Source organism: Arthrobacter sp. GQ119 (genome assembly GCF_059759125.1).
Genome location: NZ_JCAXEA010000031.1, coordinates 47,054 through 54,341, shown reverse-complemented (window position 1 = coordinate 54,341; position 7,288 = coordinate 47,054). Strand labels below are relative to the sequence as shown.

General features: G+C 61.4%; 7 protein-coding genes. 6 read left to right on the top strand and 1 reads right to left on the bottom strand.

Features of this window, described 5'->3' with window-relative positions:
- The first annotated feature begins 200 nt into the window (after positions 1–200).
- From AC6CH3_RS21520 to AC6CH3_RS21510, 3 genes are read left to right on the top strand one after another with little or no spacing between them, the layout of a single operon-like run.
- A complete protein-coding gene (locus tag AC6CH3_RS21520) occupies positions 201–587 on the top strand; it encodes a hypothetical protein (protein ID WP_498134360.1) in 387 nt (128 codons plus the stop codon).
- A 60-nt stretch (positions 588–647) separates the two neighbouring features.
- Positions 648–1,241 (top strand): hypothetical protein, encoded by a 594-nt coding sequence (locus AC6CH3_RS21515; RefSeq protein WP_498134359.1) that lies wholly within the window; start codon positions 648–650, stop codon positions 1,239–1,241.
- Positions 1,242–1,258: 17 nt separating this feature from the next.
- Positions 1,259–1,609 carry a hypothetical protein gene (locus AC6CH3_RS21510; protein WP_498134358.1) on the top strand — a complete coding sequence of 117 codons (351 nt, stop codon included), beginning with the start codon at positions 1,259–1,261 and terminating at the stop codon, positions 1,607–1,609.
- A gap of 159 nt (positions 1,610–1,768) precedes the next feature.
- Here AC6CH3_RS21510 and AC6CH3_RS21505 read toward each other — a convergent pair whose 3' ends face one another.
- Positions 1,769–2,098 carry a hypothetical protein gene (locus AC6CH3_RS21505; RefSeq protein WP_498134357.1) on the bottom strand — a complete coding sequence of 110 codons (330 nt, stop codon included), beginning with the start codon at positions 2,096–2,098 and terminating at the stop codon, positions 1,769–1,771.
- Positions 2,099–2,883: 785 nt separating this feature from the next.
- On the opposite strand from AC6CH3_RS21505, the gene AC6CH3_RS21500 reads away from it, so the two are divergent.
- The 3 genes from AC6CH3_RS21500 (at position 2,884) to AC6CH3_RS21490 (ending at position 6,984) form a co-directional block, all read left to right on the top strand.
- A complete protein-coding gene (locus tag AC6CH3_RS21500; protein WP_498134356.1) occupies positions 2,884–3,183 on the top strand; it encodes a DUF4193 domain-containing protein in 300 nt (99 codons plus the stop codon).
- A gap of 217 nt (positions 3,184–3,400) precedes the next feature.
- The gene (locus tag AC6CH3_RS21495; RefSeq protein WP_498134355.1) at positions 3,401–4,603 is read left to right on the top strand and encodes a tyrosine-type recombinase/integrase; all 1,203 of its coding nucleotides are present in this window, start codon (positions 3,401–3,403) and stop codon (positions 4,601–4,603) included.
- Positions 4,604–4,821: 218 nt separating this feature from the next.
- Positions 4,822–6,984 (top strand): tyrosine-type recombinase/integrase, encoded by a 2,163-nt coding sequence (locus AC6CH3_RS21490; RefSeq protein ID WP_498134354.1) that lies wholly within the window; start codon positions 4,822–4,824, stop codon positions 6,982–6,984.
- Positions 6,985–7,288: the final 304 nt, after the last annotated feature.

Genomic DNA, 7,288 nt, shown 5'->3' with positions numbered 1-7,288 from the left:
GTACGCCCTCGCCCCTCAGCGAATTGACGAACTGGCAGCTGCGATTCAACGCAATGGAGCGCGGCATTCCGAAGATCTGAAGGACGAGGAACGCGCCGCACAGGCCTCCTGAACTTTCGCTCCATGACTCCGTGGTAAGGAACTGCGCTACGCAGTTCCTTACCACGTTCCCAACGCAGACGCGGAAACGAGGCACCGCAATGGCCCCAACAGCTCCTCGTGTCGAGCGAAAACCCACGCCGCTTCTTCGGCCCTCTGTCCTGAAGAAGCTCGAAGTAGACCTTAACAACGAACTGGTCTACCGGCGGTTCGTTGAAACCTACGTCCAACGCTGGCCAATACGCTACAACCGCCTCTGCACAGCCATCGCGGCAGGGAGCGACGAGCAAGCCGCTGAGACGCTTCTTAGCCTGAAGATCGCCTCCACCTTGGTGGGCGCCATCCGCCTACATGAAATGGCATGCATTCTGGAGCACCATCTTCAGCAAGGATCCGACGGGCCGGTCGCCCAAACGCTACTGCAGATATCCATGACCGGAAACGCCACAATGGCCGCCATCAGCAAGAAGTATCCGACAGCCAGATAGGTCCGGGCTGCGGCCACGAGGAAGCCCAGCTGCGCGAAACGCTGCGTTCTGTTCCGCTGCATGTCCACCCAACCCGGGCGCATCTCGCCCGGGAAACCGCCGGCGCTTTCGCGGCATGGTCCACCGGCCACCGAACCGGTGCTCGGACCGTTGGCCGCGGCCGCAACGGAACTGTCCAAGACGGCGCAGCTGCGCAAGTATCCGATCAAACCTGTAAAGACTGTCGGGCCTTCTGCCCGTGGAGCGTCGCTGCTGCTGATGACCGCAACGAAGGGCTCGGGAACTGCCGCGCAGGCGATCATGCTGCGGCAGCTGCTCAACGTCTCCAAAGCCATCCACGACATGCACAAGGCGAACAACGACTTGCGCCGTTCACGGCAGATCAACACCATGGTCCGCACGCAACTGGTGACGGTAGCCAACGCCCTACCCCCGGTGCCGGCAGCACCGCCTGCGCCCGCGGTACAGCAGGAATCAGCGAATGTTACCCCCGTGCCGGTGGTGGATGCCGAGCTGGCCGAAACGGTACGCCGTGCGCGCGAAGGCCTGGCACCCATGAACAAGCCAGGATCGGTTCTGCCACCCAAGTACGAACGTCCAAGAACGCCCACAACCACCCGGACCGGAAACGGCCGCCCGGACATCGAGCGATAAGACCAGGAAGGCAAACCATGAGCGAATCAGGCGGACTGGACGAGGTTGTAGAAACGATGCTCCGCACAGGCCTGACTGCTGCGGCACGCATCGGTGAAGGGCTTGCCCGCGCCCGCGAGCAGCGCCTACGCGTAGCCCAGGCAGCGGAAGAACAGCAGGGCCGCGAGCTACGTGTCCGCCTCCAGGGCGAATGGGCAGCCGTGAGGGCACAGGTTGCCCCGGCACTGGACGCCCGGTGGTGGGACAGTGCCAGAACCGAGGACGTCGTCCGTCCACCGAAGCGTTTGGGGGAGTCCGACTCATTGGCGTTAGGCGCAGCAGTCGTGTTGCCGGAGTTGTTTGAGCTTAGCTGTAGCATCAGGCCATGACCCGTGAGCACGAGAGCTATGTCGAATACTTGATCCACATTGGTGAAGAGCTAAACGGCATTAGCTTGGAGCAGCTGGGGTACAAGCCGTGCCCTGATGACCTTAGCGATGATGGACGGAACGCCCTGGAGACCGCGGATCTGGAATGGATGGAGTCGGTCACGCCAGCAGCGGGACAAAAGCCTGTTCCACGCCAAGCTCCTGGCCAGCGCGCTTTGGGAAGCGTCGGCTGTCCTGATCGACCAGCTCTTCGAGGACATTGCACAGTTGCGCCGGCTCAACGACGGCACCCGGCAGGAGATATCTGAGAGCTTCGTGCTGTCCGGACTGCCCCCGAAGCACGCGGACAAATACGATGTCCGGCTCGCCCAGCAGTTCCTGGTCATAGCCACAGACATGGTGACGGTCCTGGTGCGCGGCTGGACCCAACCGTCCTGCGTGGCCCAGGAACTGGCCGTCCGGTTGCCTGCTGGACCAGGTGGAAGTCATCCAAGACCTGTACGGGCTTGGCTTGGCAGACGGCTGGCGCGGCCGGCTTGAAGAGCACATGCTCGAAGACAGGGACAGCGAAATGCTCTACCAAAACGCGATGGACGCATTCGAAGACGACGCAGCTCGGCCTCGCACCAATGGAGCTCAAGGACTGGTTCGAGCCCTTCAACGACTCCTACGTTCCGGCGTTCGTGCGCTGTGGCTTGCCAACGTAGATGGCGAGCCTGACAACGAGTTGGCGAGCCGCTGAGAGTGGCCGAAGCGGGAACGTTGCGCCCCTTGTTGGCCAATTGCGTGGGTCAGCTGACTGGAAGAGCGCGCCAGTCTGAACAAAGATCGCGAGCGGCTCGCGATGCCACCGGAACTGGCAAAAGTTCGTTCAACTGGCATTCAGGGATCGTCTGGTCGCCGAGGCCATTGCGGTGGTGACCCGGCCGAACGCGCACCTTAGGGGCACTACCGGCGATTCGCCAACTCACCGGCAGAATTCGCCGGATCGTTTGGCAATTCGCCAACAAGGCTGGCAAGCCACATGCGCTGACCACGAGACCAAATCCCCTATTTGCCAGTGCTTTTAGAACGCCGATAACCGCGATTCCGTTAACTTGCCTCTCTCGGCCAAGTCGGCCAGCTACGACGTCGCGCGGGCGTTGGCAGAGGCCTTTCCTCTTCCCGATTAATAGAGGAGGGGGAGGAACAGCACCGCTTTTTGGGGAATTCTTCCCATGTCCTGTACGTTGCAGGACCGTTAACCCACCCCGACAGAGAAGAGATGCACCGCCGTGGCAACCGATTACGACGAACTGCGCACCGACGTGAAGGAGTCCCAAGAAAATTCGCTGGAGGCCCTGAAGTCCGCCAAAGCGCCGGATGCGAAGTCTGTGGTTCAGGAGCTCGACGAGGCGGATGTCCTCGACGGCCTGACCCCGGGCGGCGAGTTCATTGCCGAAGAGCTCGTTGTGCAGGTCATTCCGCAGGCTGATGATGAGTTCACCTGTTACTCGTGTTTCCTGGTCCGCCACCGTTCGCAGGAGGCGCGCGAGAAGGACGGCCATGCCTACTGTGTCGGATGTGAGGGCTGAGCCCCGCTACTGGCCGGCTGTCCCGGAGCGGGTCTGGGACAGCATCCGCGAAGAATTTACCTTGCCAACCGCGGCAGAGATGGAGACACACTTCCGGTCTATCGGCGAGCCCGAAGGGATGCGCCGGACCGTCCGGGATCTGTTTACCGGACTAAGTTGACGGTTCACAGTGCGTGTCGTCGGCTGGGACGAACCCCGTCAGCGTCATGCTTTGGTCATGGATCTCTCGGATCGCAGTTCGGATCGGCATCGGGCGGAGGGACTGCCTGTCGCGAACGTCGGGCGGGTGATTCCTCGCTCCGGTGTTCCGGGGTTCGTGGTCCTCGACGCGAAGGGCGAGGAGTTCGCTCCTGCCACGGAGTATCTGCTTGAGCTGGCAGCGACGGACCGTTCCCCTCAAACGGTACGAACCTATGCATTGTCGTTGCTTCGGTTCCTTCGATTTTTATGGGCCATCGGTGTCAGCTGGGAGCAGGCAACGTCCCTTGAAGCGCGCGACTTCGTGTTGTGGGCGCGCCAGACCGAGAAGTTCGTCGGGAATCGTAACGTCCCGCAGCGGCGGGGGAGCCGGAACCTTGTCACGGGAAAGAAGCATCTCGGAATGCGTTACTCACCCTCGACGATCAACCACACGACGACGGTGTGTAAGGAGTTCTACGCTTTCCAGCTTCGGATGGGAGATGGGCCCATCGTGAATCCTTTCGAGCTGCGCCGCGGGCGAGCCCATGCGCATCATGATCCTCAGCGGGAGTTTGCCCCGGTGCGGCGACAACCCTTGCGTCAGCGCGAGGCGCACCGGGTGCCAAGATCAATCCCGGATGGGAAGTTCAACGATCTGTTTCGCCGCTTGCGGTCCAACAGGGACCGGGCGTTGGTGGCGTTTTATGTCAGCAGCGGTGCACGGGCGAGCGAGCTGCTCGGGATCACGGGCGACAGGGTCAACGTGGGTGACCAGCTAATCGGCGTTTACCGCAAAGGCGGCCAGCTGCAATGGTTGCCCGCTGCGCCTGATGCTTTCGTATGGCTTCGGCTCTATCAGCTCGAAGGAGGCGTCGCCGGCCCGGATGAACCGGTTTGGCTCACGCTGCGGGGAGAGCCCCGTCCTCTGACCTACGAAGCCATGCGCGCCGTACTGAGACGCTGCAACGAGCTGCTCGGTTCGAACTGGACGCTGCACGATCTGCGGCACACGTTCGCGATCCGAGCGCTCGAGGGCGGGATGGGCCTTCACGAAGTCCAGGAGTTGCTGGGCCACCAGTCGCTGACTACGACCACGGTCTATGCGGTTCCGCATATGGAGGAAGTCATCGAGCATTATCGGACCCATCTGAGCAGCAGGACTTCGCCTGCCGCTGACAGTTCACCGGCCGGTCAGCCCTATAACCCCGATGAGTTGCGCGTGCTTTGGGGGAACCAGTGACAAGTCCGCCCATCAATAAGATCCAGACCGCACGACGAAGCTGGAATGACCACACGCCGCCACCACAGGAACAACAACCGCCTGCACTGCCGCCCATCCCTTCTGGACCGCTGACCAGCGCCAGCATTGAGGACATCATCAACCGTCTTGAGGACTGCAGCCCGTACTGGCCACATGTGCATGAGCACAGGGCGCGCATTCGGCGTTTACTCGGTCATTTGAGGCAGTTGCCGGGTGAAACCTGGCAGGACCGCTGGGCGCTGTTCGAAGGCCAGATCGGGCATGACGCTCTGACGTGGCGGCTCAGAATAGCCGGCGGTTCAAGCAAGAACACGAAGAACCGCAACGAGGTCGAAGGACTCAATGCGGCGATGGGACCGCTGCTGGCCCTGGACGTCATGCGCCCCTCCCACCGGTGGCTCGCGGGTCAGCGCTTCGCCTTCTGGAAAGCACTCAGCCGGTTCCGGGATCCCGCCCACACAGCTGAACTCGAAAACGCCCTCCTCCATGCGAAGGCTTCACCGGCCCAGGCCACTAGCGGGATCCTCACCTTAGGTCGCATTCAGGCCCATACAGGCAAATCGATCCGCCAGCTCACAGCCGAAGACATCCTCGAACTGACTACCCAGCTTCCCGGGAAGCTGATCGACGTCAGCCGCAGCGGGCTGACCGCCGTATGGCCCGTGCTGCACGGGCTGGGATGGATCAGACACGATTCCGGAACCATGCCCACACGGCTCCGCGTCGGACCGAAAACGGTGGATGAGATGGTCGACTACTACGACATCACCGGCCCCTGCCGGGAGCCACTCATCCGCTATCTTCAGGTCCGGTCGGCTGGCCTCGACTACTCCTCGCTCTGTGCTTTGGGCAGGTATCTGGCCGGCCTCTTCTTCGCCGACATCGTCAAGCACTACCCAGGCCAACGCAGCTTCGCACTGACCCCGAAGCAGGCGGCTGGCTGGAAAGCCAGAGTCAAACTCAAAGCCGACGGCTCGCCGCGCCGGGAAGTTTACAGCGTCTTCTTCTCCGTCCGGGCGTTCTATCTCGACATCAGCCAATGGGCACTCGAAGATGCCTTCTGGGCGCAATGGGTCGCCCCAAGCCCCGTAACCTTCGCGGAAACCCGTGGTTACGTGAAGCACCGGCGCGCGACCATCGCAACGATGCAGCAGCGCACCCGTGAACTGGCTCCCGTGTTGCCCCGTCTGGTGGAGGCTGCCGAACAGGCCCTCCGCGCAGCAGAAGCAACCCTGGCGGATGCCAAGATGGCCGGCGCCGGCCAAACTATCGACATGGACGGCGAGGCTTGGGAAGTCTTCCAGAGCAGTGAACATGCGCATGTCCGGATTCGGCGCAATGGAAAGGACCGGGACCTGTCCTTTGAAGAGGACAACGCCTTCTGGACATGGGCGCTTGTTGAGACACTTCGACACACCGGTGCACGGATCGAAGAAGTCCTCGAATTGGTGCACATGAGCATCCAGCCCTATAAGGTTCCAGGGACCGGGGAGACCATACCGCTGCTGCACTTCGCTCCGAGCAAGACCGACACAGAGCGTCTGATGGTGGCAGGCCCCGAGCTCGTGCACGTGCTCTACCGAGTGCTTTCTCGTATCACCAAGGACACGGGTGGTGCACCGCTGACACAGCGATGGGACTCAGCTGAGAAAGTGCTGAGCTCACCTCTTCCGCACCTGTTCGTCCGCCGCCGTGGCGCCGGACCGCCGAAGGTGATGACGACGGCCACCGTCTCCACGCTGCTCAATGACTTGGCGCGACGCGCGCAGATCAAGGTCAGCGGGGCCGAGGTGAGGTTCACCCCGCACGATTTCCGTCGCATCTTCGCGACCGAGGCACTTGCCAGCGGCTTGCCTCCACACATCGTGCAGGTGCTGATGGGGCACGCCAGTCTGGCGACGACTCAGGGATACGCAGCGATTTATCCCAGGGACGTCATTCGGCACCACCGCACCTTCATCGAAAAGCGACGGGTCATTCGGCCCACCGAAGAATACCGCGAACCAACCGCCGCCGAATGGGACGAATTCGAAGCCCATTTCGTGCAACGCAAACTCAGCCTGGGCAGCTGCGGACGGGCATACGGAACAGGCTGTCAACACGAACACGCATGCCTCCGTTGTTCCCTTCTCCGTCCGGATCCCAGTCAGATCAACCGGCTCCAGGACATCATCGAGAATCTCGAAGAACGCATCACTGAAGCCGAACAACACGGCTGGATCGGCGACGCCGAAGGGCTGCGGGTCACGCTCAGCGGCGCCGAAATCAAGCTCGCTCAGATGTATAAACTGCAGACCCATAACGAGCGGGGAATCGTTGAGCTTGGGACCCCACGAGTCAGGGAGGCAAGAAGCCTATAGAGACCGAATCAACAGTTACCTATCGTTCCTGATGCAATCTTGTTAGCTTTAGCCATGTATCGAGAAAAGTTGCATCAGTCATCCGTAGCTCAGTTAAGTTCCTTGAGACTGAGCTCGTTTCTCATTGGTACAAGCCTCGTTCTCTCCAGCATTATTTTGTTTGAGTGGGATATGTCGGTGAAGACTTGGGTAGCCGTTGCGGTTTTCGCTTGCGCACTCGTCTCCTTCTATCGGGGAACCCTTGCCTGGCTTGAGCTGAAACGTCGCGCGCGCCCGCTGCCCGGCCAAAATGCCAGCGTTGGCG